This is a genomic window from Pantoea sp. GM01 (genome assembly GCF_000282675.1).
In the GTDB taxonomy this organism is placed as follows: Bacteria; Pseudomonadota; Gammaproteobacteria; order Enterobacterales; family Enterobacteriaceae; genus Pantoea; species Pantoea nemavictus.
Window position 1 is genome coordinate 1 of sequence record NZ_AKIU01000037.1, and the last position, 25784, is coordinate 25784.

At 54.7% G+C, this 25784-nt stretch carries 28 protein-coding genes; 15 read left to right on the forward strand and 13 right to left on the reverse strand.

What is annotated here, in order from left to right:
* Positions 1-218: 218 nt before the first annotated feature.
* The 5 genes from PMI17_RS11805 to PMI17_RS11825 all read right to left on the reverse strand — a co-directional run bounded on the left by PMI17_RS11805 (position 219) and on the right by PMI17_RS11825 (position 4888).
* Positions 219-1244 (reverse strand): Gfo/Idh/MocA family protein, encoded by a 1026-nt coding sequence (locus PMI17_RS11805; protein WP_007889722.1) that lies wholly within the window; start codon positions 1242-1244, stop codon positions 219-221.
* A 120-nt stretch (positions 1245-1364) separates the two neighbouring features.
* Positions 1365-2546 carry an FAD-binding oxidoreductase gene (locus tag PMI17_RS11810; RefSeq protein WP_007889724.1) on the reverse strand — a complete coding sequence of 394 codons (1182 nt, stop codon included), beginning with the start codon at positions 2544-2546 and terminating at the stop codon, positions 1365-1367.
* A 118-nt stretch (positions 2547-2664) separates the two neighbouring features.
* The gene (locus PMI17_RS11815; RefSeq protein ID WP_007889726.1) at positions 2665-3606 is read right to left on the reverse strand and encodes a 2-hydroxyacid dehydrogenase; all 942 of its coding nucleotides are present in this window, start codon (positions 3604-3606) and stop codon (positions 2665-2667) included.
* 245 nt (positions 3607-3851) lie between these two features.
* Positions 3852-4226, reverse strand: coding sequence for a hypothetical protein (locus tag PMI17_RS11820; RefSeq protein ID WP_007889728.1), 375 nt, complete (start codon positions 4224-4226; stop codon positions 3852-3854).
* A gap of 200 nt (positions 4227-4426) precedes the next feature.
* Positions 4427-4888, reverse strand: coding sequence for a helix-turn-helix domain-containing protein (locus tag PMI17_RS11825; RefSeq protein WP_007889732.1), 462 nt, complete (start codon positions 4886-4888; stop codon positions 4427-4429).
* A 259-nt stretch (positions 4889-5147) separates the two neighbouring features.
* On the opposite strand from PMI17_RS11825, the gene PMI17_RS11830 reads away from it, so the two are divergent.
* From PMI17_RS11830 to crtB, 5 genes are read left to right on the forward strand one after another with little or no spacing between them, the layout of a single operon-like run.
* Entirely contained in the window at positions 5148-6053 is a 906-nt protein-coding gene (locus PMI17_RS11830; RefSeq protein WP_007889734.1) for a polyprenyl synthetase family protein, read from the forward strand.
* 14 nt (positions 6054-6067) lie between these two features.
* Positions 6068-7345 carry a glycosyltransferase gene (locus PMI17_RS11835; protein WP_007889737.1) on the forward strand — a complete coding sequence of 426 codons (1278 nt, stop codon included), beginning with the start codon at positions 6068-6070 and terminating at the stop codon, positions 7343-7345.
* Positions 7345-8514: a lycopene beta-cyclase CrtY gene (crtY, locus tag PMI17_RS11840; RefSeq protein WP_007889740.1), complete on the forward strand. Its 1170-nt coding sequence runs from the start codon at positions 7345-7347 to the stop codon at positions 8512-8514. The genes PMI17_RS11835 and crtY overlap by 1 nt, the downstream gene beginning before the upstream one ends.
* Entirely contained in the window at positions 8511-9992 is a 1482-nt protein-coding gene (locus tag PMI17_RS11845; RefSeq protein WP_007889742.1) for a phytoene desaturase, read from the forward strand. The genes crtY and PMI17_RS11845 overlap by 4 nt, the downstream gene beginning before the upstream one ends.
* Complete coding sequence (gene crtB / locus PMI17_RS11850) at positions 9989-10918, forward strand: 15-cis-phytoene synthase CrtB (protein WP_007889746.1); 930 nt, start codon at positions 9989-9991, stop codon at positions 10916-10918. The genes PMI17_RS11845 and crtB overlap by 4 nt, the downstream gene beginning before the upstream one ends.
* Here the strand turns inward: crtB and PMI17_RS11855 are convergent.
* Positions 10857-11390 (reverse strand): sterol desaturase family protein, encoded by a 534-nt coding sequence (locus PMI17_RS11855; protein ID WP_007889748.1) that lies wholly within the window; start codon positions 11388-11390, stop codon positions 10857-10859. The two genes, crtB and PMI17_RS11855, sit on opposite strands and share 62 nt — an antisense overlap.
* A gap of 176 nt (positions 11391-11566) precedes the next feature.
* On the opposite strand from PMI17_RS11855, the gene PMI17_RS24840 reads away from it, so the two are divergent.
* From PMI17_RS24840 to PMI17_RS11865, 3 genes are all read left to right on the forward strand, one after another.
* Positions 11567-11806, forward strand: coding sequence for a type II toxin-antitoxin system CcdA family antitoxin (locus PMI17_RS24840; RefSeq protein ID WP_071531055.1), 240 nt, complete (start codon positions 11567-11569; stop codon positions 11804-11806).
* A 2-nt stretch (positions 11807-11808) separates the two neighbouring features.
* Positions 11809-12117: a CcdB family protein gene (locus PMI17_RS11860; RefSeq protein WP_007889750.1), complete on the forward strand. Its 309-nt coding sequence runs from the start codon at positions 11809-11811 to the stop codon at positions 12115-12117.
* 132 nt (positions 12118-12249) lie between these two features.
* The gene (locus PMI17_RS11865; protein ID WP_036621002.1) at positions 12250-13440 is read left to right on the forward strand and encodes an MFS transporter; all 1191 of its coding nucleotides are present in this window, start codon (positions 12250-12252) and stop codon (positions 13438-13440) included.
* On the opposite strand, the gene PMI17_RS11870 is transcribed toward PMI17_RS11865, so the two are convergent.
* From PMI17_RS11870 to PMI17_RS11880, 3 genes are all read right to left on the reverse strand, one after another.
* On the reverse strand, positions 13433-13777 hold the full coding sequence (locus PMI17_RS11870; RefSeq protein WP_007889758.1) for a helix-turn-helix transcriptional regulator: 345 nt from the start codon (positions 13775-13777) through the stop codon (positions 13433-13435). The two genes, PMI17_RS11865 and PMI17_RS11870, sit on opposite strands and share 8 nt — an antisense overlap.
* Positions 13778-13874: 97 nt before the next feature.
* The gene (locus PMI17_RS11875) at positions 13875-14816 is read right to left on the reverse strand and encodes a sugar phosphate isomerase/epimerase (protein WP_007889760.1); all 942 of its coding nucleotides are present in this window, start codon (positions 14814-14816) and stop codon (positions 13875-13877) included.
* An 8-nt stretch (positions 14817-14824) separates the two neighbouring features.
* Positions 14825-16003 carry a Gfo/Idh/MocA family protein gene (locus PMI17_RS11880; RefSeq protein WP_007889761.1) on the reverse strand — a complete coding sequence of 393 codons (1179 nt, stop codon included), beginning with the start codon at positions 16001-16003 and terminating at the stop codon, positions 14825-14827.
* 405 nt (positions 16004-16408) lie between these two features.
* Between PMI17_RS11880 and PMI17_RS11885 the strand changes: the two genes are divergently transcribed.
* From PMI17_RS11885 to PMI17_RS11905, 5 genes are all read left to right on the forward strand, one after another.
* The gene (locus tag PMI17_RS11885; protein ID WP_007889762.1) at positions 16409-17422 is read left to right on the forward strand and encodes a LacI family DNA-binding transcriptional regulator; all 1014 of its coding nucleotides are present in this window, start codon (positions 16409-16411) and stop codon (positions 17420-17422) included.
* Between the two features lie 17 nt (positions 17423-17439).
* A complete protein-coding gene (locus PMI17_RS11890) occupies positions 17440-18264 on the forward strand; it encodes a sugar phosphate isomerase/epimerase (protein ID WP_007889763.1) in 825 nt (274 codons plus the stop codon).
* A gap of 276 nt (positions 18265-18540) precedes the next feature.
* The gene (locus tag PMI17_RS11895; RefSeq protein ID WP_007889764.1) at positions 18541-19269 is read left to right on the forward strand and encodes a gluconate 2-dehydrogenase subunit 3 family protein; all 729 of its coding nucleotides are present in this window, start codon (positions 18541-18543) and stop codon (positions 19267-19269) included.
* A gap of 18 nt (positions 19270-19287) precedes the next feature.
* Positions 19288-21057: a GMC family oxidoreductase gene (locus PMI17_RS11900; RefSeq protein ID WP_007889765.1), complete on the forward strand. Its 1770-nt coding sequence runs from the start codon at positions 19288-19290 to the stop codon at positions 21055-21057.
* Positions 21058-21059: 2 nt separating this feature from the next.
* A complete protein-coding gene (locus PMI17_RS11905; RefSeq protein WP_007889766.1) occupies positions 21060-22373 on the forward strand; it encodes a cytochrome c in 1314 nt (437 codons plus the stop codon).
* A 62-nt stretch (positions 22374-22435) separates the two neighbouring features.
* Here PMI17_RS11905 and PMI17_RS11910 read toward each other — a convergent pair whose 3' ends face one another.
* Entirely contained in the window at positions 22436-22900 is a 465-nt protein-coding gene (locus PMI17_RS11910) for a heme-degrading domain-containing protein (RefSeq protein ID WP_007889767.1), read from the reverse strand.
* Between the two features lie 168 nt (positions 22901-23068).
* Positions 23069-23419 (reverse strand): cupin domain-containing protein, encoded by a 351-nt coding sequence (locus tag PMI17_RS11915; protein ID WP_007889768.1) that lies wholly within the window; start codon positions 23417-23419, stop codon positions 23069-23071.
* A 144-nt stretch (positions 23420-23563) separates the two neighbouring features.
* Here PMI17_RS11915 and glsB point away from each other — a divergent pair, with 144 nt between their 5' ends.
* Complete coding sequence (gene glsB / locus PMI17_RS11920) at positions 23564-24487, forward strand: glutaminase B (RefSeq protein WP_007889770.1); 924 nt, start codon at positions 23564-23566, stop codon at positions 24485-24487.
* A 9-nt stretch (positions 24488-24496) separates the two neighbouring features.
* Here glsB and PMI17_RS11925 read toward each other — a convergent pair whose 3' ends face one another.
* Together PMI17_RS11925 and PMI17_RS11930 are read right to left on the reverse strand one after the other, a co-directional pair.
* Positions 24497-24874, reverse strand: coding sequence for a type II toxin-antitoxin system death-on-curing family toxin (locus PMI17_RS11925; RefSeq protein WP_007889772.1), 378 nt, complete (start codon positions 24872-24874; stop codon positions 24497-24499).
* A complete protein-coding gene (locus tag PMI17_RS11930) occupies positions 24871-25092 on the reverse strand; it encodes a type II toxin-antitoxin system Phd/YefM family antitoxin (RefSeq protein ID WP_007889773.1) in 222 nt (73 codons plus the stop codon). Before PMI17_RS11930 ends, PMI17_RS11925 begins: the two co-directional genes overlap by 4 nt.
* Positions 25093-25356: 264 nt before the next feature.
* Here PMI17_RS11930 and PMI17_RS11935 point away from each other — a divergent pair, with 264 nt between their 5' ends.
* The gene (locus PMI17_RS11935; protein ID WP_007889774.1) at positions 25357-25773 is read left to right on the forward strand and encodes a DUF2946 domain-containing protein; all 417 of its coding nucleotides are present in this window, start codon (positions 25357-25359) and stop codon (positions 25771-25773) included.
* Positions 25774-25784 lie beyond the last annotated feature (11 nt).

Consider the following 25784-nt stretch of genomic DNA (forward strand, 5'->3'; position numbering starts at 1 on the left):
GCCGGTCCGTCAGGAATCGCGATTGAGTGAAGGCACCGCGAAGCGGCGGGATGGGCTGGCGCAGGGCCGGGGAGTGCAGAGGGCGCGGCCAGGCGACCTCTGCTCGGTCGCCGCACAACATAGCTGAAACTATTCCAGTCAATGGCGAACGAAAGTCGCTCAGCGCTGAACTAATCGGCATTATGCCATTCATGGCGACCGATGAACCGAATATCAGGTTAATCGATGGTCACCACGCGATTTTCCCGCGAGCTGATAAAGGCGGCATCCAGTACCGCCAATACGTCAATGGCTTGTTTGGCGGTCACCGGCGGTTCGTTACCGTTGCGCACCGCTTCGGCAAAGGCTTCATAGTAGGCGTGATAGGCGCCCTGCTCCGACGGCACAGCTTCGTCGCCCTCTGCGTGGTGTAAAGTGCCCCAACGGTCGCGTTGCTCGAAGCCCCAGTTGGCCAAATCATCCGCTGGGCGCTTACCGGCAAAAATCGCCTGCGCCTGTACATCGGTGCCTTGAGAAAGATAGCTTCCCTTCTCGCCGTAAACGCGCAGCTCACGCGCGACAAGATGATTCACCTTGCTGGATGAAACATAGGAATGGCTGCCATTTTTATGCGTGAGTGTGATGAAGAAGCTGGCGTCGGTTGGACCTTCATCCACCTCAATAATGTCCAGTTGCGCGTAAACGCTGCTTACCGGGCCCAGCAGCCATAACGCCTGATCGACCAAATGACTACCCATATCACGCAGCAAACCGCCGTTGGGGCCGCCTTCCAGCGTTTCCGGTTCGTCGAGATCCATACGATTATGCAAACGCCATACTTTGCCCAGGCGTTGCTGCTCAATCAGTTTCTTCAGCGTCTGGATATCTGCATCAAAGCGGCGGTTGTGATAAACCCCCAGCACCACGCCTTTCTCCTGCGCCGCCGCAGCCAGCTCACGGCCGGTTTTGGCATCCGGCGCAAAGGGTTTATCGGCAATCACCGCCACACCCGCATCGATCGCTTCCAGCACCAACTCACGGCGGGTTTGCGGCGGCGTGGTGATGGTGACGATATCTACACCCGCTGCCAGCATTTCGGTCAGGCTGGCGTAAATCGGCACGTCGGGGAAATCCGCTTTCACTTTCGCAATGGTTGCCGGTGCGCGGGCGACAATCCCCGCCAGCTCAAGCCCTTTTGCTGCCGTGATAAAGGGGGCGTGGAAATTTTTGCCGCCGGTGCCGTAACCCACAATGCCAATTTTCATGCTTGCTCCGTGTGCGTTAAAAGAGAAGTTAATGTCATTACCAATAACATATTAGTAACAACTTAACGCGTTCAGCCACACAAAATTGGCATAAAAATATCATTTTAATAGAAAATGGCTTTACTGTGCCGCCGGGAAATTCCGTTTGATCGGGGCGAATTCTTCCACACTTTTCCCCAACAGACGCTGCGGGCGGAAGTCACTCAGTAATGCACTCGCCGCATCCTTGACCAACTCCTCAGCCACCAGCTTGCCAATCAGCGGCGAAAGCGTGATTCCGCTGTGCGTCACCGCCACATACACGCGCTGATGCGGCGTCACATAACCCAGCGCGGGCAAACCATCTGCAGGTCGCGCACGTTGCCCCACCACGATCTGTTCAATCTGCAACTCGCCAGCATCGTCAAACAACGCGTGATAACGTTCGCGGAACTGCCGGGCGATATCGCTGAGGAGGGATGGTGGTGCGGCGGAATCGGCCAGATGATCCAGCTCCAGCGCTTGCAGCAGCAAACGTCCGCCGCCATCCGGGCGCACGTTAAGTTGCGGCGAGATAAGATTGGCGTGCAGCGACAGCGGTTGCGGCGCGGTACGCACCAGGAAGCTGCAGGCCACCGCGTTGGGTTTGCTGGTATCCAGTAGCGCCAGATTGAGGCCAAGTGAATTCAACAGCTGATTGGCCCAACGCCCGGTGGCCAGCACCAGACGATCGCCCTGCCACTGCTCGCCGTTTTCAAGTTGGAGGGTAACTTGCGTAGCACTCTCGCTGATGCTGATGATGCGCTGTTGCTGATACAGCACCGCGCCATGCGCTTTAGCCTCTGACCATAAACGCGCCAGATAAATCGCGGGATGCAACACCGATTCGCTGGGGAAATGCCACACGCTGCCGCTAATCGCTTGCGCGCGCAGCTCAGGAATATCGCGCAGCACATCAGCTGGCGAAGCTTCACGCGCCGCATAGCCAAGCGACTGCAGCGACGTTGCGCGCTGCAGTAAGCGCTGCTGCGCATCGCCCTGCGCGGCCCACTCCCAGGTGCCACCGGTCTCCAGCCAGCGCAAACCGTTCGGCTGCGCCTGTTGCAGTTTGCGGTGCTCTTCCATTGATAGCGCATTAAGCTGGTGATAACTGTGCGGCTGTTTGCCGTTGGAGTTAACCCAGGCGAACGTGGTGCTGCTGGTTCCTGCACCGATATGCTGCTGTTCGAATATTGTGACTTCAACGCCCTGCAAAGCTAAAGCGCGCGCCACCGCTAAACCGATAACGCCGCCGCCAATAATTGCAATTTTTTGTGCTGTCATAATGGGCTCCCGAATAAAGTGCCAATAGCATAACAGCCCAAACAGATGAGAATTGCGATATCTTAATAAGGATTGTGGCTCAGGTTATAAGAATTTCATCTGAATACCGACATCATAATTATACCGCCGTCAGAATCTTCCCATCAGCGAAATAGGCCAGCAAATTCTCCAGTACATTATTGGTCATTTGCGCACGTGTTTCATGAGTTGCGCTGGCAATATGGGGAGTTAATAGCACATTATCCAATTGACGCAGCGCCGGATTAATAATCGGTTCTTGCGGATAGACATCCAGTGCCGCACCTTTAATGGTTCTCTGCTGTAAGGCAGCGATCAGGTCCGCTTCATTGATGACCGTGCCGCGCGCGATATTGATCAGCACGCCCTCTCTACCCAGCGCTGTCAGTACTTTTGCATCGACTAATTGCAGGTTTTCCGCGCTGCCCGGTAATGCCAGCACCAGAAAATCGCTAAATGCTGCCAGCTGCTCAATGTTGTCGCAACGCTTATAACTTACCTCTTTCGCCGTGCGCGCGGTATAAGCCACCTGCATGCCAAAGGCTTCGGCTCGGCGGGCAATGGCTAATCCAATTGCACCCAAGCCAGCAATACCGATTCTTTTCCCGCTGGCGCGACTGGAGAGCGCTACCGCATTGTTTTCCCAGGCACCCGACTGCGCAAATTGATGGTAAGCCACCAGATTGCGAGAAAATGCCAGCGTCAAAGTCAGAGCTAAATCCGCAACGTCATCGGTGAGGATATCGCGCGTAATACTGATCTGAATATCATGCGCCGCAGCATAATTAAGGTCGATACGATCGGTGCCCACGCCAAATACCGCAATCGCTTTACACTCTGGCAGCTGCTCCAGCAGTGCAGTCTCAACCCCAACGTCGCCACGCGTGACAATCGCCTTAATCGCTGTGCCGTGCCGCGCAATAAATACTGCCGGATCGGGCTGTTCATATAAACGATAGCAGTAAAAATGCTGGGTTAGCTTTTCATCCAGCTGTGGCATCAGCGGCTGAATTATCAAAATGGCAGGTTGTGAAGTTGTCATTATATTTTCCATTAGGTGTATTTATTTGCCACCAGCCTAACGGAGTTATTTATGTTACGGCGCAGCTGTTACTTTTTTCGCTAATACGATCACACTGAAAAGGGGAAATGATAAATCGCGTGGAATGAGAAAAATGACAGTAAGTATCCATGGTTTTGGTAGCGCACAAGGTTTTCTTGCTCGAAATCTTGCCTAATTTTATGGCAACAGGCTCAAATATTAATAAAAATACAAAATCAACGAGGTTAAATTAGTAAGCGAAACTTGTCTAAAGCACTTACTGTCATAGGTAAACCTTGTCGTAAAAGAGAACTAAGATAATCGGTCACACACATTTCAGGATTTTTAAAGCATGCGCGCTGAGCATTCACTGCTTGCAATACCAACGCCTGATTTAAGTCGAAGAGATCCATTATAAACTCGTCAGGGTGAAGGGCTTCAATGTGAAATTCTGTCATCAAATCTGCTGGAAAATCTTTTAAATTCATCGTGACAATGATTTCAGCCTTACCCCTGATAGCGGTCGCTACCACATGGCGGTCATTCGGATCGGGCAGTGTGATGCCTGGAATTAGCGGCTCAAATCCAGATACCATGGCATCCGGAAGCGCTTTATTCATCTACGCCTTAGTACGAGCAAGCTGCTCATAAGTTATTTCAGGTCGATTTGCGCGTAAATTACGCTGCCATTCATTCTGAATAATTGAGGTCCATTTCGGTTGGTAAAGCCCCGTCAAACCAAGACGAATCAATACATCACGCAACGTGGATGGATATAAAACACATGCATCCAACACGACGGCAAAAGGTGAATGGTTCATTAGTAAAAATTAAGTTCCTGGCCCTGGTCAGCCAACGCTTGCATTGCATCATTGCTCTCTTGGGCGCGTTTTTCTTTGAAATTCATAAGATCAGCGAAGAGTACGCGACGATGGCGACCTGTTTTATGGTATGGAATCTGACCTTCTTCTAATAGTTTCACCAGATGTGGACGTGAAACGTTTAAAATATTCGCCGCTTCCTGCGTTGTTAATTCAGCGTGTACAGGAACCACCTGAACTGCATTTCCTACAGCCAATTCACCCAACACCGACATCAGCAGCGTTAGCGCCGACGTAGGAAGTTCGATGTAATGTGTCTCGTTATGCACATCCTGAATGGATATTTTTTGCGTTTCCAGTTTGGTGGAAAGATAAGTCGCGAGATCCCTCTGCCCACGCAAAGCAGCCTCAATCTCCTTCGGAGCCGGGAGGCTCACGTTATCCAGAATTGAGTTTTTCATAAGTTTTCCAACTAGCAGTGAGTGATTAACACGGGTTTTAATGAGCGAATAGTAATCGAAACAAACGAAAAAAACAATATTCGAAATAAACGAAAAGAACCGATACCGATCACAACGTGAAGCAGCTCAGATTTAAGTCAATCCTACCCGTGGGGTGTTCTAAATCTTTCGACCACGCGGCGCCCGCTGGCGAACTCACCTTACGCAGTCTACGGTTAATCAAAAAGCATAAAAATTTCACCAACCATGGATAGCCACGATGACCGCCCATGTCGATACCACAGCACATCAGGAAAGCGAACTTCTTCAGCTGCAGCAAAATTTACAGGCACATCTTGAGCATTTGTTGCCTGCGGGTCAGCCTGCCGATCGCGTGCGTGCCGCCATGCGGGCCGGGACTTTGGCGCAGGGCAAACGCATTCGACCTTTATTACTGATGCTGGCCGCGCACGACATGGGGTGCGAGCTGACTCAACATGGTCTTCTCGATCTCGCCTGCGCGGTAGAGATGGTGCACGCTGCATCGCTGATTCTTGATGATATTCCATCAATGGATAACGCGCAGATGCGGCGTGGTCGCCCCACCGTGCATCGCGAATTTGGTGAAAACGTGGCGATTCTGGCGGCCGTCGCCCTGCTTAGCCGCGCTTTTGAAGTGATTGCGATTGCACCCGGTTTGCTCGCGCAGCACAAATCCGAGGCGATTGCTGAACTCTCCTCCGCCGTTGGCCTGCAAGGATTGGTGCAAGGGCAATTTCAGGATCTGCATGAAGGCGCGCAGAGCCGCAGCCCGGAAGCCATCGCGCTAACCAATGAATTGAAGACCAGCGTGCTGTTTCGCGCCACGCTGCAAATGGCGGCGATTGCCGCTGATGCTGCGCCGCAGGTGCGGCAACGTCTCAGCCTCATCGCTCAGGATTTGGGTCAAGCTTTTCAGTTGCTCGACGATCTCACCGATGGCTGCAAACACACTGGAAAAGATGTGAATCAGGATCAGGGCAAATCCACCCTCGTACAAATGCTTGGTGCTGATGGTGCGGAACGCCGCCTGCGCGATCACCTGCGCAGCGCTGATGCGCATCTCGCCAGCGCCTGCCATCGCGGCATCGCCACTCGCCAATATATGCACGCCCTGTTTAATCAACAGCTGGCGATGTTCAACTGAGCGCGGCTCCGCCCGTGGGCCACTTTGCGGTGATTGCACCGCCGCTTTACAGCCACTTTCACGCCTTGCAGGCGCTGGCACAAACGTTGCTGGCGCGCGGCCATCGCATCACGTTTATTCAACAAGCCGATGCGCGCACCTTGCTCAGCGACGAACGTATTGATTTTGTTGCCGTCGGGCAGCAGACGCATCCTGCCGGATCGCTGGCGCCGGTGTTGCATCGCCTGGCGTCGCCGGGCGGCTTATCGCTGTTTCGCGTGATCAGGGATCTTGCCAGCACTACCGACATGCTGTGCCGCGAGCTACCGGCAGTATTAAAGGCATTAAAGATTGATGGTGTGATCGCGGATGAAATGGAGGCGGCGGGAGGTTTGGTCGCGGAGGCTTCACGTCTGCCGTTTGTGTCGGTGGCCTGCGCGTTGCCGGTCAATCGTGAAGCCGGCATTCCACTGGCGGTCATGCCCTTTCGCTTTGCCCAGGACGAGAAAGCGCTGAAACGTTTCCAGGCCAGCAGCGATATCTATGATCGTATTATGCGGCGTCACGGCGAGGTGATCCGCAAACATGCACGCGCGTTTAACTTAACCGAGCGCAGCGGTTTGCATCAGTGCCTGTCGCCGCTGGCGCAAATTAGCCAGATGGTGCCCGCGTTTGATTTTCCGCGTCAACATTTGCCGGCCTGTTTTCATGCGGTGGGCCCGCTGCGCGCCCCGATTTCGCCTGCCCCGCTCAATGCGCCCTGGCCAGCGCTGCGCCAGCCGGTGGTGTATGCCTCGCTTGGTACGCTGCAGGGCCACCGTATGCGGCTGTTTGTGCGTCTGGCACAGGCGTGCCGCCAGCAGCGGCTGTCGTTGGTGATCGCCCATTGCGGTGGCCTGAATGCGCATCAGGTGCACCAACTTGAGTTGGCCGGTGCCGCGTGGGTGACCGATTTCGTCGATCAGCGCGCGGCACTGCAGCATGCGCAGCTGTTTATCACTCATGCTGGCTTGAATAGCGCGCTGGAAGCACTCGAGTGCGGCACGCCAATGCTGGCGCTGCCGATAGCCTTTGACCAGCCCGGCGTGGCGGCGCGCATTGAGTGGCACGGCGTGGGCCGCCGCGCTTCACGTTTCAGCCGCGTCCCGCAACTGGAACGTCATTTACACCAGCTGCTAAACGACGAGCGCTATGTGCTACGCATGTCCGCGATTCAGGCGCAGCTGCAGCGCGCAGGCGGCTGTCATCGTGCGGCGGATATCGTCGAGCAAGCGTTATGCCAGCAACAAGTTGTGCTCGCGGAGGCCACCTAATGCGTACGCAGTATGATGTGATTCTGGTCGGCGCCGGACTGGCGAATGGCCTGATTGCGCTGCGCCTGCGCCAGCTGCAACCGCAACTGACTTGCCTGCTACTGGAGAGCAACGCGCATCCGGCGGGAAATCATACCTGGTCCTTTCATCGCAGCGATCTCACTGCTGAACAGCTGAATTGGCTGGAACCGCTGATTTCCGTGCGCTGGCCGGGTTATCAGGTCCGTTTTCCCACGCTGCGTCGTACCTTGCATGGTGAGTATTGTTCGATTTTCTCAAGCGATTTTGCTCGCCAGCTGAAAGACGTCATTGGCGACGATCTGTGGTGTAACGCGCCGGTAAGCGTGGTTTCACCTACGCAGGTGACGCTGGCAGATGGCCGCGAACTTCATGCGCAGGTGGTGATCGATGGTCGCGGCTTGCAGTCAACGCCGCATCTTCAGCTGGGTTATCAGGTGTTTGTCGGACAAGAGTGGCAGCTGGCACAGCCGCATGGTTTGCAGCAGCCAATATTGATGGATGCCACCGTCGACCAGCAAGCGGGCTACCGTTTCGTCTACACGCTGCCGCTCAGCGCCGACCGCCTATTGATTGAAGACACCTACTACGTTAATCAACCCACGCTGGACGAAAACGGTGTACGCCAACATCTCGCCGACTATGCCGCGCAGCAAGGCTGGAAGCTCAGCATGCTGCTGCGTGAAGAGCATGGCGTGTTACCCATTACCTTAAGCGGTGATATCGACCGGTTTTGGCAGCAACAGCGCGACCAGCCCAGCAGCGGGCTGCGTGCCGGATTATTTCACGCCACCACTGGCTATTCATTGCCGTCAGCGGTCGCGCTGGCAGAGCGGGTTGCCCGCAGCTTGCCCGGCGACGCCAGCACGATCAGCCAGCAGATCGAACGCTTTGCGCGTCAGCAGTGGCGCGATCAGCGCTTTTTCCGACTGCTGAATCGCATGCTGTTTCTCGCCGGACGTCCCGAGCAGCGCTGGCGCGTGATGCAACGTTTCTACCGGCTCGACGCCGGACTGATTAGCCGCTTTTACGCCGGGCGACTGCGCCTGCGCGACAAAGCACGAATTTTATCCGGCAAACCGCCGGTGCCTATCGGCGAAGCGCTGCGCGCGCTATTGATGACTTCAGGTAATACAGGGAAGAAAAAATGAAACGCACTTACGTGATTGGCGCAGGCTTTGGTGGCCTGGCGCTGGCGATTCGCCTGCAAGCCGCGGGCGTGCCGACAACCTTGCTGGAGCAGCGCGATAAACCGGGCGGACGCGCTTATGTGTTTGAGGATGAAGGTTTTACCTTCGATGCCGGGCCAACGGTGATCACCGATCCCAGCGCCATTGAAGAGTTGTTCACGCTGGCAGGAAAATCGCTCAGTGATTACGTCGAACTGATGCCGGTGACACCGTTCTATCGCCTGTGCTGGGAAGATGGTAAACAACTCGATTACGATAACAATCAGCCGCTGCTCGAGCAGCAGATTGCCACGTTCAACCAGCAGGATGTCGCTGGCTATCGCCAGTTTCTCGCCTATTCGCGCGAGGTGTTTAAAGAGGGTTATCTGAAACTCGGCACGGTGCCGTTTTTGCATATTCGCGACATGCTGCGCGTCGCCCCGCAGCTGGGTCGTTTGCAGGCCTGGCGCAGCGTTTACAGCATGGTAGCGAAATTTATTCAGGACGATCACCTGCGCCAGGCCTTTTCCTTTCACTCATTGCTGGTCGGCGGTAATCCTTTTGCAACCTCATCGATCTATACCTTAATCCATGCGCTGGAGCGTGAATGGGGCGTGTGGTTTCCGCGCGGAGGCACCGGCGCGCTGGTCAAAGGCATGGCGCGACTGTTTGAAGATCTCGGCGGCGAACTGCTGCTGAATGCCGAAGTCAGCCAGCTTGAAACCACAGGTGAGCGGATTAGCGGTGTTGAGCTCAAGGATGGCAGACGTTTCGCCGCCGCCGCCGTGGCCTCAAATGCCGATGTGGTCCATACCTACGACACGCTGCTGCGCCAGCATCCGCACGCCCGCAAGCGGGCGACCTCGCTGAAGCGTAAGCGTATGAGCAACTCGCTGTTTGTACTCTATTTTGGCCTAAATCAGCCTCATACGCAGCTCGCGCATCACACGGTGTGTTTTGGTCCGCGCTACCGCGAGTTGATCGATGAAATTTTTAACAGCAACGAGCTGGCAGAGGATTTTTCGCTCTATTTACACGCGCCCTGCAGCAGCGATCCTTCGCTGGCACCGCCGGGCTGCGGCAGCTTTTATGTGTTAGCGCCGGTGCCGCATCTCGGCACCGCTGACATCGACTGGCAACAGGAAGGACCGCGCTTGCGCGATCGAATTTTTGCTTATCTGGAGCAGCACTATATGCCGGGACTACGTCAGCAATTGGTGACACACCGCATGTTTACCCCGTTTGATTTTCGCGACACGCTGCATGCCCATCACGGTTCGGCGTTTTCGCTGGAACCGATTTTGACGCAAAGCGCCTGGTTCCGTCCGCACAATCGTGATGCTGATATCAGCAATCTTTATTTGGTTGGCGCGGGCACGCATCCCGGCGCGGGCGTGCCGGGTGTGATTGGATCGGCCAAGGCCACCGCCCAGCTAATGCTGGAGGATCGCCACCAATGAACCGTCAGCCACTCCTTGAGCAAGTCACGCAAACCATGGCGGTAGGTTCGAAGAGTTTCGCCACCGCCGCAAAATTATTCGATGCGCCAACGCGCCGCAGCACGCTGATGCTGTATGCGTGGTGCCGCCACTGCGATGATGTGATTGATGGACAAACGCTAGGCGAAGGGGGCACGCAACACCCGGTGGAGGATGCGCAGGCACGCATGCACCATCTGCAGATTGAAACGCGTCGCGCCTACAGCGGTGCCCACATGGATGAACCGGCGTTTAAGGCTTTTCAGGAGGTGGCGATCATCCACCAGTTGCCTCAGCAGCTGGCGTTTGATCATCTGGAAGGTTTCGCCATGGATGCGCGCGATGAACACTACGCAACCTTCGATGACACGCTGCGCTACTGCTACCACGTCGCGGGCGTCGTCGGCTTGATGATGGCCCGCGTGATGGGCGTTCGCGATGAAGCGGTGCTGGATCACGCCTGCGATTTAGGGCTGGCATTTCAGCTTACTAACATTGCTCGCGATATCGTGGAAGATGCGCAAAACGGCCGCTGCTATCTGCCGCAAACCTGGCTCGAGCAGGCTGGATTACGTGCCGAAATGCTTGGCGATCCGCAACATCGTACCGCGCTGGCATTGCTGGCGGCGCGCTTAGTGGCGGAAGCGGAACCTTACTATCATTCGGCACGATCCGGCTTGCCGGGTTTGCCGCTGCGTTCGGCGTGGGCCATTGCCACCGCACACGGCGTTTATCGCGAAATTGGGGTAAAAGTTCAGCAGGCCGGTGCGCACGCCTGGGATGCTCGGCAGCGCACCAGCCGGGCGGAAAAACTGGCGCTGCTGGTGAAAGGCGCGGGTTCCGCCATTACTTCACGCGTGGCTCGTCCTGAGCCGCGTCCGGCTGATTTGTGGCAACGTCCTCGTTGAGTTTGCGTCCGTGGCGCTGCCGCAGCGTGGCCTGTAGCTTGTTAAGCGACGGCGCATACAGGAAGCCAAATGATACGCAGCCTTCACGTCCACGTACCGCATGATGCATGCGGTGCGCCATGTACAGGCGCTTGAGATAGCCTTTACGCGGGATGTAGCGAAACGGCCAGCGTTGATGTACCAGACCATCGTGCACCATGAAATAGAGCGCGCCGTAAGTGGTCATCCCAGCGCCAATCCACTGCAGTGGCCACAAGCCCTGCACACCGACATAAATCAGCACAATCGCCAGCACTGCAAATACCACTGCGTAGAGATCGTTAAGCTCAAACTTACCGCTGTGCGGTTCGTGGTGTGATTCATGCCAACCCCATCCCCAACCGTGCATGATGTATTTATGCGAGAGCGCCGCGACGATTTCCATCACCATCACGGTCGCTAACAGAATAAGCGCGTTCCATAACCAGAGCATTGTTCGTCCATTTGTGGAAAAAGGGGGAAATACTAAAGGTGGACGCGGATAGCGGATGGCGCAAGGTAAGATGATTGAGTTTTTCAGGTTTATGGGAGGCGCGCATTGAAGTATCAGCAAACATCACACATACTCATCACACATGTTTATACACGTGTAATGTACACGGGGAAATTATGCCATCTACAACTGTAAGACAAAAAAAAACAGTCAGTGTGACACTTGAACCCACTTTGCTTGAACAAGCGAGAGAAGCTGGCCTTAATCTATCAGCAATTCTCTCCCGAGCTTTGCAACATGAGATCCGAGCAACAGAAGCAGAAAGATGGAAGCGTGAAAATAGCGAAGGTTTACAAGAGTTGAACCGCATCACTGAAGAACATGGATTATTGTCGGATGAATACAGGACGTTTTAGCAATGCAATATTTCATTTATCGCAACACCAACAAGAATAGCGAATACCCTTTTTTGATAGATGCCCAAAGCGAGATTATCGGCGAGCTGGCCTCGCGAATCGTTATTCCACTTTATCCCGTTAATCTATTCAAAAAAAACCAGGTGAAGCGACTCAATCCGGTGATTACTGTTGAAGGTGAGGAATACTTAGTCATGACCCACGAAATGGCAAGCGTACGCGAATCACTTCTCGGCGATCAAGTTATGGATGCGCATGTTTATCGACAGCGCATTAAAGATTCGATTGATTTTATCTTCGATGGGTTCTGAGAACTTTACATCAGCACATCCCCTCGTTAGTATTGCCCTCCTTTCAGCGGCCTGCCGCCGCTGCGTAAGCGTTAACGTCAACCAACGCACCATATGCAGACCTGGTCTGCCTCATTGCTATGGTGCGAAAATATGACCCATACCGCTTTATCTGCGAATCCTGCCCTACGTCGTTCTGGTTTTTTCCTTTTTTTGCTGCTGCTGACGGCGGCCAATTTGCGCACGCCGATTACGGCGGTCGGTCCGGTGCTGGAAAATATTCGTCTGACGTTTGGCCTGAGCGCCAGCGCGGCGGGGGTGATTAACTTCTTACCGCTGCTGATGTTTGCCACCTTAGCGCCACCGGCTGCGTGGTTCGGCAATCGTTTTGGTCTGGAGCGCAGTTTATGGGGCGCGTTGCTGCTGATTACGCTGGGATCGGTGCTGCGCATTAGCGGCAGTGAAAATGCCCTGTGGGCCGGCACCGTAATTCTCAGCTCCGGTATTGCTGCCGCCAATGTGCTTCTGCCGCCGCTAATTAAGCGTGATTTCACCGAGCATACCGCGCGTTATATTGGGCTGTATGCAATGACCATGGCGATTACCGCCAGTATCGCGTCTGGCGTTGTCGTGCCGCTGGCAGAGTTGAGCAGCGCAGGCTGGCGTCTTTCGCTGGCGGTATGGCTGATTCCGGCGATAGTCGCGCTGCTCGCCTGGCTGCCGTATTTGAGAAAGCCCGCCACTCAGAAAAAAGGTACAGCCAGCGCCGCTCCCACGCGATCGCCCTGGCGCGCCGCATTAGGCTGGCAGGTTTCCCTGTTTATGGCTTGCCAATCGCTGGTGTTTTACACCTTAATTGGCTGGTTCACCCCTTTCGCGCAAGACAGCGGCATCAGTCAACTGGAAGCCGGCGGCATGCTGTTTGTGTATCAGATAGTGGCGATCGTTTCGAATCTGGCCTGCATGAGCGCCTTGAAGAGAATGCGCGATCAGCGCGTAATCGGTTTTCTCGCGTCACTGGCAATCTTTGCGGCCGTAGCAGGGTTGCTGCTTGCGCCGAACTACGCGCTAATGTGGCTGATTCTGGCGGGGCTGGGGGCGGGAGCGTCAATGGTGATTTGCCTGACGCTGTTTAATCTGCGCACTGGTGATCATCTGCAGGCCGCGAAATTATCGGGCATGGCGCAATGCGTCGGTTATGGATTGGCGGCGCTCGGACCGTTGTGCTTTGGCCTGCTGCATGACGTCAGCGGCAGCTGGCAGTGGCCGCTAATGTTGCTATTAGTGATTGCGGCGTTGCAGATGGTGGTGGCTACGCTGGCGGGCCGCGCGCGGGTTATTTAACGTGGAACTCATTCAGCGTGGCGGTGGTGAGCGCATCTTGCTCAGTGGCACTCAATAACGAATCCAGTAAACCGGGAAAACGCGCGTCGAGATCGTCGCGTCGCAGCGACAGCAGGTTTTCCCGGCCGGACGGTTTCTGCCAGATAATGCCGCCCTCGCGCAGCACGCGCCAGTGATGGGTCAAGGTCGATTTCGATACGCCTTTCAGCAGCGACCCGCAGGTATGTTCACCGCCATCCGCCAGAATGCTGACTACCGTCATGCGCATCGGATTGCCCAATGCCGCCAGTACATTTTCCAGACGAATATCAGCGCGCGGTGGGTGATTTTCCAGCATGGCTTGCCTCTCAATGGTTCGTATAAGTACGAATTATCAGGCAGGCGCTGGAGGAAGTACAGCACACGGCGAGCGCAAACCCGCCGTGTATTGCACCTTACTGGCTAAGGGTTTGCTTGAGTGCCGCAATCGAGGAGGTGATGCCGGCGTCCACCGACATGGTAAGATCTTCCATCTCCAGCGATACCCAATCGTTATAGCCCATCATGCGCACCACCGAGAAGAACTCCTTCCACCACTGCAGATCCTGGCCGCAGCCCACTGCAACATAGTTCCACGCACGGTTGGCAACGTCTTCCACCGGTTTGGTTTCCAGTAAGCCGTTAATGTTCACCAGCCCACGTTCCAGTCGCACATCCTTGCCGTGGCAGTGATGAATCGCCGGGCCGAGCGCGCGCGCGGCAGCAATCGGATCGGCTCCCATCCACAGCAGATGGCTGGGATCGAGATTCAGCCCGACTATATCGCCTACCGCATTACGCAGACGGAACAGGGTTTCCGGATTCCACACCAGCATCGAGCTGAAGTTTTCAAGTGCAAACTTTTCGACGCCGCTGGCTTTGGCACGTTCCACCAGCCCTTGCCAGTAAGGAATTGCCACTTCATTCCACTGATAATCGAGGCAGTTTTTCAGCGTGGGCGGCCAGCTTACGGTGTAGGTGATCCAGTTGGGAATGGTGTCATGCGGGCTAGCGGGCGGCAGGCCACTCATCATGACGATTTTCTTCACGCCCAATTCACCGGCCAAAACCAGCGCGTTTTCCGTATCGCGCTTGTGCTTATTGCCCAACTCGCCCGGATCGAGCGGATTTCCCGACACATTCAGCGCTGCAATTGACATGCCGCGACTCTCCAGCGCCTGCAGCAACTGCTGCCGTTGCGTCGCGCTCCCCAGCAGCGCTTCGGTGCGCAGATGCGGCGCCGGGGACCAGCCACCGGTGGTCATTTCAACGCCGTAAACCCCCAGCTCCAGCAGTTTATCCAGCATCTGTTCAAACGGCAGATGACCCAGGCTATCGGTACAAAAAGAGAGTTTCATGGCATTCCTTATTCGTAATTAACCCAGCTCGCGCCGTTATCCGCAGACCGCACGCAGTTTTCGATCCAGCGCACACCTTCAATCCCGGCGTTGATGTCCGGATAGATCAGGTTATCGAGCGTCTGTTGGTCGCCGCGTTGCGTGGCGCTGATGGCGATGGCAAATTTGAGATAGATATTGGCCCAGGATTCCGCCAGCCCTTCGGTATGCAGCGCCCCGAGACGTTCATCAGCCAGGGCGCTTTCGTGCAGATACGGCATGCCGTGATGCATAATTTGATTCGGTTGGCCCTGCACTTCATACTTCAGCTCGCCCGGGTTGTAATCGCTCCACTCCAGGCTGGCACGCGAACCAATCACCCGAATGCTTTGGCTGTCCATCGAACCGGCGTTGATGGAGGACGCCCACATGCGCCCTACCGCACCGTTGTCGTAATGCATCAACACCATCGCGTTATCTTCCAGCGGCGCACGTGACGGAATAAAGCTCTGGCGATCGCACAGCAGCGATTTCACTTTCAGCTGCGGCAGCACCAGCTGTGAGATGTAGAAGGTGTGAGTAGAGATATCCCCAAGTACAAACGAAGGTCCGGCAATTTTGGGATCGACCCGCCATTTCTGCGCTTCGCTGAACTTGTCGGCGCTGTCATTGGCGCTAAAGCCGTGGGTGTATTGCAACTCCACCATGCGCACATCACCAATTTCGCCATTAGCGATCATCGCGCGCATCTGCATCAGCAGCGGATGGCCAGAGAATCCGTACGTCACGCCAACGATCAAGCCTTTCGTCGCGGCCAGTTGTTTGATTTCCTGCGCTTCGGCACAGGTGAAAAACAGCGGCTTCTCGCAAATCACGTGAATACCAGCATTCAGAGCGGCTTTGGTGATTTCATAGTGAGTGCCATTTGGCGTGGCAATCGATACCACTTCCACGCCATCTTCCCGCTTCGCCTCTTCGGCCAGCAGTTGCTGATAATTGTCGTAGCAGCGTTCTGCCGCCAAACCGAGATTGACGCCAAAATCGCGACCGCGCTCGGCATCAATATCAAACGCGCTCGCCACCATTTGATAGGCGGTGTTATCACGCAGGGCGCCAGAACGGTGTTTATAGCCAACCTGGCTTAGGCGACCGCCGCCGATCATGGCCCAGCGCAATGGACGTGGGATACTCTTTTCACCGTTGAGCATAACAACTCCTGTTAATTTTGCACCCGGGTGCAAAATGAGTGGCAGTAAGATTCGAGGGTATTTATTCTGCTAACATTAACTTTGTTACCGGGTGCAAAAAAGCCTGCACTCATGAGTATAAACGCCATTTTTTCGCGTTAAACTGAGCGAAATGTCTGCGATATTGACTTTCCCGTCAATCTGGCAAAGTGCAAATCAGCGAAATCGATCACAAAATCTTAGTGCAATGCACCCGATTGCAAAAAATGTTGCAATCGGGTGCATTGATCAAACATAATCGCAACATCATAAAAACAAGATTATTTGTCGCGCTTTGCGCCAAATGCGTGCGCTCAGGTGTTTATTTTCCGTTGGCTTTAACGTTCAATGCTGGGGGTCTTCCGCTAATACCCCTACGCAGGTGCTATGAGTAAACCAACCGAAAAATCACATAAAGCCACCGCCAGCGACGTTGCGCGATTGGCAGGCGTCTCGAAATGGACGGTCTCGCGCGCTTTTACGCCGGGCGCGTCAATTTCTGACAAAGCGCGCGAACGCGTCATGGCCATTGCCAGCGAGCTGGGCTATCGCCCTAACCTGCTGGCACGCAGCCTGTCGCAAAAGAAGACACATATTATTGGCGTGGTGATCGACGAGCTAAAAAATCCGCACACCATGCTGATGCTCGACACTGTCACCCGCCAGCTGCAACAGCGCGGTTATATGGCGCTGCTGTTGAATATCGGCAGCGGCGAAAATTATCGCGCAGTGCTTTCGCTGGCCGACCAGTTACAGGTTGATGGCATGCTGTTTCTCGGCACGGTGCTGAGTGATGAATTAATCGCCGTTGCGCGCGAGATGCACCACATTCCGTTAGTGCAGGTGTGCCGTAACAATGATGAGCCTGGCATTGAAGTGGTCAGCATTGATGGCTTACATGCGGGCAAAAAGCTGGGTGAACTGCTGCTGGCACAGGGTTATACGCGCATCGGTTACATGATGGGACCCGCCACCAGAAGCCACCACACGTTGCGTCTGGAGGGCCTTCAGCTCGCGCTGAACGATGCAGGCTTGCAGCTCGACGTGTTGCTGACGGCAGGCGCTTATGCCCGCGAGTGTAGCTATACGGCGTTAACCGATTACCTAAATGCGCAAGCGCCCGATCAGCGCATCGAAGCGCTATTTTGTGAAAACGATGTGCTGGCACTCGGTGCATTAGCCGCACTGCGCGAAGGTGCAGGCAATAAATTTATGGCGGTGGTGGGCTTTGATGACATCGATGAAGCCAGTCTGCCGAGCTGGCAGCTCACCAGCTTCAGCCAGCGTATTGATTTGATCATCACAGAAGCCTTAAACCGGCTGATTGATGGACGTGCCACTCCAGGTGGCGTTTGGTCTCAGGGAGAATTGCGTGTTCGTCGCTCTCACCTGAAGCCGTGAGGTAACAAGGAGGAGAGATGAAGTTGTCGTTGCATGGCGTGTCTGTTTGGTACAGCAATGCCGTCACTCAGTTACGCATCGCCCATGAAACGGGCTTTAGCGGATTAGAAATCCTGCCAGAACATCTGTATCGCTATCTGGATAACGGTGGCAGCTATGCCGCCTACCGCGATTTGATGGCGAAATACAGCATCGAGATTACCTGCATCAATGCACTGAAACGCATTGGTCGCCATGAGCCACAAGCGCGAGCCGAGCTGCTGCGCGAAGCGGAAAAAATCTGCCAGGCCGCTGTGGAGCTGCGTTGTCCAGTGGTGCAAATCATGGCGCTGACCGAACTTGATCACCTGACTAATGCCGAGCGCGATGCCATCCTGCTGGACAACATCTCCGCGATTGCCGATATCGGTGCGCCGCTCGGCATCAAATTCCAGATTGAAGTCGTGGCGTTCACCGCGTTCAACTCACTGCAGCACGCGCTCGATCTGATCAAACAGAGCGGCAAAGATAACCTGGGTGTGGTAGTGGATTTCTGGCATCTGCATGCGGGCGGCGCTACCACGCCAGCGGAAGTGGCGCGCATGGATAAAGATCTGATTTACGGCGTGCATTTCTGCGATGGCCGCGCGGCTAAACCGGGCGAGGCCTGGGACGAATGGGTGCAACGTAACTATGCGCCGGGTGAAGGCGATGTGGATATTGCCGCCTGGGTCGAAGCTGTGAAGGCTACCGGATACGATGGCGTCTGGTCGCCAGAATTATTAAGCCCGCATAACTGGGAAGATGACCTGTGGGATATTTCCCGTCACTGCATTGATGATATGAATAAATATATTAATTAACAGAAAGGGAGCCCGATTAACGGGTTTCCCATGAAGCTTATTTGCCATGGCGCGGAAAACCTCCAGCCTGATAAATAGCGCGTTGGCCCTATTGCAACGCGCGATGCGTATTTTAATACCTTCTGCCAAAAAATAATAACGAACGTGGATTCGTCGATGACGCCTGAGCGCTATTTGCATTGGGCATCACTGCGTCTGTCAGTTTAGAACGTCGTGCTCTGTAAATAATAATCTGTGGTGTCCATCTGAGGATGGAATGATTAAGGGATAAGAAGTATGAACCGAAGAGAAGCGCTCTTTTCACTCAGCGGCATTGTTGCATCGCTCGCCGTCGCGCCGCAGCTGCGCGCCAAAGAGCTGCATAACGTCCCGCTGGAGACCCAACTCAGCTCCGATCACTTGCCCCAGCCGGCATGGCGAGACGGCTATCAGGTACTCACCAACCCATTGGATCGACAAAACCTGGCGGCCATTTTTGATCGTCTGATCCCCGCCGATGATCTTGGCCCATCCGCCAGTGAAGCGGGCGCGATTGAATTCCTCGATAACCAATTAGCGGGTGATTATGGTTCTGGCGCAGCGCTCTATTTACAGGCGCCGCTGCACCCGGAAAATGAAGAAGCATTGATGGGCAGCCCGCAATTTCTCACGCCACCGAAAGCGCGCTATTTAACCGGCTTAGCGGCGCTGGAAAAGTGGGCACAGCAACATCATCAGGCCTCACTGCATACCTTATCTGCGCAGCAGATCGATGAATTTCTGACAAAGATGGAAGACGGCAAAATTGATTTAGGAGCAGACGTTAATAGCCAGGCGCTGTTTGAATTAATGCTGCAAAACGCGCGTGAAAGCTATTTGGCCGATCCGATTTATGGCGGTAATAAAAATATGGTGGGCTGGAAGATGATCGGTTTTCCCGGTGCGCGCTATGACTATCGTCCTTATATCGAACGCCGTAACGAAAATCTGGCACTTATTCCCGTCAGTCTGATTCCTAACGATTAAATAGCCGGAGCTGAGTTAATGTCACTAGTAAGAAATAAAGCTGACGTGGTGATCGTCGGCCTGGGTTGGGCCGGTTCGGTGATGGCGGAAGAGCTAACCCGTGCGGGACTCAATGTGGTTGCCATTGAGCGCGGAGCCTGGCGTGATACCTCGACCGATTTCCCGGTCGCCATTGATGCCGACGAACTGCGTTTTCATACCCGCCGTAAAATTTTGCAGCCCATGAGCGTGGAAACCACCACCTTCCGTAACCGCAGCGATCAGCTCGCCGCCCCGGTGCGTAACTGGTCAGCGTTCCAGTTTGGCTGGAACGTCGGCGGCGCAGGTACACATTGGGCTGGCATGTCATGGCGTTTTACGCCGTGGGATTTTGAAGTGGCAAAGCAAACCCGCGAGCGCTATGGCGTTAAAAAGATGCAGGACTTGCAGTTGCAGGACTGGGGCGTGACCTACGACGACATGGCGCCGTTTTACGATCGCTTTGAGCGTATTGCCGGGACGTCTGGTATCGCCGGCAATCTCAACGGTCAGTTGCAGAAAGGCGGCAACGTGTTTGAAGGACCGCGCTCGCGCGACTATCCGACGCCACCGCTGAAAGATACGCACTGGATGAGCAAATACCGCAAAACCACCGAGAGCATGGGTTATCACCCCTTCACCATCCCTGCAGGTAATCTCTCTCAGGCTTACGTGAATCCACTCGGCGTCAGTATGGGCCCGTGCACCTATTGCGGCTTCTGCGACTTCCACGGCTGCGGCAACTTCTCCAAATCATCACCACAAGCGTGCATCCTGCCGGTGCTGATGCGCCGCCCGAACTTCACGCTGCTGACCGAAACCGAAGTGCTACACGCGGTGAAACATGACGATGGCAAAACGGTAAAAGGCGTTAAATTCATCACGCAGGATGGCGTGGAAGGCTTCCAGCCAGCCGATATCGTCTGCATCACTGCTTATCAGATGGATAACGTGCGCCTGATGCTGCTCTCCGGCGTAGGCGAGCAATACAATCCGCTGACCGGTCGCGGCACCATTGGCCGAAACTACAACTATCAAACCTGCTCCACGGTCACCGGTTACTTCGATAACGAATATATGAACCCGTTCATCGGCGGCGGCGCGCTTGCGGTGCAAATCGATGATTTCAACGGCGATAACTTCGATCACAGCGAACTCGATTTCATTGGCGGCGCGGGCATCATGGGCTTCTCCACCAACGGCCGTCCGATTCAGAACATGAATAGCCTGCGTCCTGGCACCAGGCGTTGGGGCAGCGAGTGGAAAGCGGGCTACAAACGCGATTACCAAAGCGCTGGCACCATCTTCTGCCAGGGCACCTCAATGCCGATGCGTGAAGCCTATCTCGATCTCGATCCGAACTATAAAGATCGTCACGGCCAACCGCTGATCCGCACCACCTTCGACTGGAACCAGAACGATGTGCGCATGGCGAGATATGTTACCGACCGCGCTATCAACATCATGAAAGAGATGGGCGGCCAGCACATGGTGGTCGATAACCAAGCAGAGAAGAGCTGGAACCCTTACCAGCAGCACAGTTCGCATACCATTGGTGGTGCGGTGATGGGCGCCGATCCCAGCACCTCGGCCCTCAATCCTTATCTGCAAAGCTGGGATGCGCACAACCTGTTTGTGGTGGGCGCGTCGGCCTTCCCGAATAACGGCGGTTACAACCCCACCATCACCATTGGTGCGCTGGCGGTTCGCGCCGCACAGGCGATTCACCAGAAGTACATCAACAATCCGGCACCGCTGGTGGGGGCGTAATCATGGCGAAAGCAAAGAAAATAACTTACACCCTCGCCGCACTGGCGGTGCTGGCGGGCATTGCAGCAACAGGCAGATTATGGGTGGTGTTGGACAGCGCTCGCTCCAACGTTGCCGACGATAAGGTGCAGTTGGCCGATTTTCACAGCAACGATGATGCGGCCATCAAACGCGGCGAATATGTGATGCGTCTTGCCGACTGTGCCGCCTGCCACAATGCCGACTTCTCCGGCGGCTATAACATCGATACGCCGTTTGGCGCGCTGAAAACCTCGAACATTTCGCCAGATCGCGCCACCGGAATCGGCAAAATGACCGAGCGCGATTTCTTCAACGCGGTGCGTCAGGGACGTGGCGATCACGGCTTCCTGTATCCGGCGATGCCGTACACCGCGTACACCCAGATGAGCGATGGCGATATGCACGATCTTTGGGCCTACTTCTCGGCGCAAAAACCGGTGAACAACGCCGTAGATGAAAATGCGGGCATGAACTTCCCGTACAACATTCGTCTGGCGATGGCGGGCTGGAACCTGTTGTTCTTTGATAACAATGCGTTTAAACCGCAAACCGCGCAGAACGACGAGTGGAATCGCGGCAAATATATCGTGGATGGTCCAGCGCACTGTAGCGTTTGCCACACCGCGCGCAACGCGCTAGGCGGCGAGATCGGTAGCCAGTATCTGCAAGGCGGTAATCTGGGCAGCTGGTACGCGCCAGACATCACGCCAAATCCACACGCTGGCATTGGTAAATGGAGCGACGCGCAGATTGCCGACTACCTGAAAACTGGCTCCAACGGCGAGAGCGTGGCGGCAGGCCCGATGGCGGAAGCGGTTGAACACTCAACGCAATATTTTAACGATCGCGATCTGCAATCTATCGCCACCTATCTGCGCAGCTTACCAGCGTCGTCCACCGCAAAAGCCAGCGGATTTGTGATGGATAAAGCGCGTCAGGAACAGGCCGCGCTGCGTTATGAAGTGGATTGCTCTGCCTGCCACGGTTTGTCGGGAGAAGGTATCACCGGCATGGTGCCAGCCTTCGCCAGCAATGGCGCGATGCAGAACGATCCGACCAACATGATTCATGCGCTGCTGGATGGCGCTCGTGCGCCGCACACCGAAGGCCGCCCAACGTCCGCAGGCATGCCGGCATTTTCCTGGAAGCTCAACGATCAGCAGATGGCCGACGTGCTCAACTACGTGAGGAATTCGTGGGGCAATCAGGGTGCAGAAGTGAAAGCCAGTCAGGTTGCCGATCTACGCAAAGCCACCGGCGCAGGGGATAAGTTGAAACTGCCCGCGATGAAATAACAGTCATTTTTTCATCAGAAGTTGAAGCGGCGCGATTTCGCGCGCCGCATCACACTGGATTATCAGCGCAGCAGCTGGGTAATTCCCCACAGCGCTAACGCATGATCGTCTGCAGAAGGTAAACCGCTGATGGTGACGGCGCCGATGATCGCGCCCTGAGAAGTCAGCAATGGGAAGGACCCACCGTGATCGGTGTAATCTTCCTGACGGATATTGCGCTGCTGTGCCATCCGCTCGCCCTTCTGCTCATTAAAAAGTCCCACATACATCGACGAGTGGCCGGTTAACAGCACGGTGTTACGTTTACGTCGCATCCATTCCAGATTCTCTGGCGCAGATCCTGGCAATGCTGCAAGAAATAGCACCTGGCCAAATGCATAGACTTCGATAGCGATAGGCGCATTCTCTTCACGGCCACGCTGCTGGATGCTTTGTCCAATTTGCCAGGCTAAATCGAAATCAAACTGCGGTAAACGGTGTTCAGCTTCCTGCTGCAACAGGCTGTCCAGAGACGGGAGCGATGACATGATAGAATCCTCTCAAATTGAAGTTAATTTTCCATATTTTATAACATGGAATATATTTTTCGCGCGTAATGAGGCTCTCAGTTCATTAGTCACTAAGCGGAATCGTGCGCCACCCTCACTACAGGCGCGCCGCTGGACCACTTCGACGCACAGCGTCGACAAGCGTCCTTAAGCCAAATCCGTCGGCAGCGCGCCATAATGCACCGCGAGCCACACGGTTGGGCCGCTGCTGTCCGTCCAGTTAACGCGATGGCGGCAGCCTGCTGGAATCTCGACAAAATCGCCAGCATGCAGATGACGCTCCTGCGCTTCGCCTTCCAGCTCCAATCCTGCCGATCCTTGTAAAACCATCACCCATTCACCCTGCGTCTGGCAGTACCAAAAATCGGGTGGACTCGCTTGCCCGGTTGAAACGATGCGTTCGATATGCAGATTAGGCTGCGCCAGCAGCGCTTCAAACGTCTCAGCGCTGCCGTTCTGTGCGGCGGCGGGGAAATCGCGGAACAGGTTGGTTATCATCGCGCGGGCTCTAAAGTTAATGAAACAGCCCGCACTGTAACGCAGGCTTCACCCAGAAGGCTCACAGAATTTCGCGCTGCCGATTGACGCGCTGCGCGCAAATCACCATTATCCTGGCCACGATTGGCTACACGGAGCGTGAAGGTGTCGGAACTCAGTAATGCACTGCTTGAAGAGATAGTTAGCGAAGTTCGCCCATTAACCCAGCAGGGAAAAGTGGCGGATTATATTCCGGCGCTGGCCGATGTAGACGCCGATCAGCTCGGCATCGCTATTTGCACGCCCGATGGCCGCTGTTTTCAGGCCGGTGATGCCGCGACCCGTTTCTCCATCCAGTCAATCTCCAAAGTGTTGTCACTCAGCGTGGCGCTGACGCTGTACGAAGATGGCGAGATCTGGCAACGCGTCGGTAAAGAGCCTTCCGGCCAGGCATTTAATTCGCTGGTACAGCTTGAGCTGGAACAGGGCAAACCGCGCAATCCGTTTATTAATGCCGGCGCGCTGGTGATGTGCGATCTGCTGGAAAGCCGCCTCACCGCACCGCGTCAGCGCATGCTGGAGATCGTAAGGCGTCTGGCACAGCAACCGGACATCAATTACGACCGCGTCGTGGCGCGTTCTGAATACGAGCATTCGGCGCGCAACGCGGCGATTGCCTGGCTGATGAAATCGTTTGGCAATTTCCACAACGATGTCAGCAAAGTGATGGAAACCTATTTTCACTACTGCTCGCTGGCGATGAATTGCGAAGAGTTGGCGCGCACCTTCCTGTATCTCGCGAATCACGGCCGCACTCAGGATGACGAATCGGCGGTGATCTCGCCGCGTCAGGCGCGTCAGGTGAATGCGTTGATGATGACCAGCGGCATGTACGATGGCGCGGGTGAGTTCGCCTGGCGCGTTGGGATGCCGGCTAAATCAGGCGTTGGTGGCGGTATTGTGGCCGTGATTCCCGGCGAGATGAGTATTGCGGTCTGGTCGCCTGCGTTGGATCACTCGGGCAACTCATTGGCCGGCACCGCGCTGCTGGAAAAACTCACCGAGCGGCTGGGACGATCGATTTTTTGATGTTCTAAGTTAATGCGACCCAAAAAATGTGCGCAACTGATTTGCGAGATAAGCCACTCCAGCTTCGCCTGTTGCTGCCATGACAGTTAACTCAACTAATTCGGGGCGGTCATGAACGCGTATGCCATTACGCTTTAAAAACAACATCGTTACGTTAAGAGATGTTCTCTTATTAGCATCGGCAAAAATATGCCCGCGTGAAATTGCCACCCAATAAGTGGCTGCGAGCTCAAAAATATCGTGGATGTTTTCGTAGTACTCACGATTAATAACACGCGTAACGATAGCGTCGGCACGACCCGGATCAGGCATACCCTCGACGCCGGCATAACGCTTTAAAACGTAATCGTGGAATGCAATAACCTCTTCGGCCGAAACGTGATTCATCTATCGGTTAGCGCTTTATTAGATGCATCAAATTCACCCATTAATTCGGCAAATTCTGCGTCAAGTGCAGCTTTACGATATGCTTCGAAACTGGCTTTGCTGATGACGATAGCGGAATCACCACTACGACGAGTAATTTCAACAGCTTCGCCTGCTATCACCTGATCCAGAAGCTGAGATAAATTTTCTCTGGCGCTAGTATATGTAAATTTGTTCATAACCCCTCCAACATGTACAGGTGAATGGTACATATCTTATGCTTAGTCAGCAATCTGATTTACGAAACGTAAGTATTTATGGATTGAGTGGAAATGTTTCTTCTCTGTTTTTAACAAGTTAAATAGAGGTTAACAAACGCGGCGCGTTAAGTGACTATTTTCAAAAGGTGCGAATTTTTTCTTAAATAGCCTCTATTTTTTTAACCCATCCATGTCAATCGCGTTACACTTCCGCCTCATTTACGGAATCATCCACTAGCAACCATGACGTTTACACATCACTTCCGCCAGCGTTTGACTGCCTGCGTCGCCATTGTGGCGGTGCTGCTGCTGTTCGTCGCGCCGATTGTATCGAAAACGTTGATGGAGCGGCAAAACCAGATGCTGGCGATGCCGCAACACAGCATGATGAGCAGCTCGATGAGCCATCATGAGATGATGATGGCGGATATGCCGATGCCCGGCATGAGCCATCACATGATGGATGACGGCGAGTTCGCCTGCGGCTATTGCGATCTGTTGGTGCATGTCCCGCTGCTGATGTGGGTGTTCATCCCATTCATCTGGCTAATCATGGTGATCTCGCGTGCGCCGCCGCTGCCACATGTGGTTGCGCCGATTGTACGTCGCGTTAGCAGCATCCATCGACCGCGCGCCCCTCCTGCACTTCTTCCCTGCTGACTTAATTTTTT